This window comes from Bradyrhizobium sp. NBAIM08, assembly GCF_020193935.1.
Taxonomy (GTDB): Bacteria; Pseudomonadota; Alphaproteobacteria; order Rhizobiales; family Xanthobacteraceae; genus Bradyrhizobium; species Bradyrhizobium yuanmingense.
Genome location: NZ_JADYVR010000255.1, coordinates 1 through 458 on the forward strand (window position 1 = coordinate 1; position 458 = coordinate 458).

The window sequence follows — 458 nt, forward strand, 5'->3', positions numbered from 1 at the left end:
GTCCAGGACGGGATTTTAGGCAGGCAGGGCGGTGCCGAGTATCGGGCGGGATTGCTCTCCCTTGACGACTTCGTGACGCTCCACAAGGACAAACGATGGGGCGACTCCTATCGGGCGTCGACGTTGGAGGACGCGCGCAAACGAGCAGGCACGACCGGACTCCCACCGGTGCCCCGAACGATGCGCAAGACGGTCAAGCCGAAGACGGTCAAGCCGAAGACGGTCAAACCCTCGACCGTGGCGGGAGCGGATGACGACGATACGCTGGTGACGTTGCGTGAGCAGGATCGGAGGTTGATCGCGTGAGTGTTGAGTATTGGGAGATGGTCGCAGGATTCAACCGAATCGTTGGCGAACCAATCACAACCGCCAACGAAGACGGCACCTTCACCCACACATGGAACGCCGATTCACCAATCCGCGTCAGGGTCGATCCTCGCGTTCCAGAGGGGCGGATT

General features: G+C 61.1%; 1 protein-coding gene. It reads left to right on the forward strand.

Going from position 1 to position 458, the window contains the following annotated elements; all coding sequences use genetic code 11:
* Window positions 1-306 (forward strand): hypothetical protein (locus tag I6F37_RS39365; protein ID WP_225154282.1); only part of this gene is annotated, 306 nt, incomplete at its 5' end.
* Window positions 307-458 lie beyond the last annotated feature (152 nt).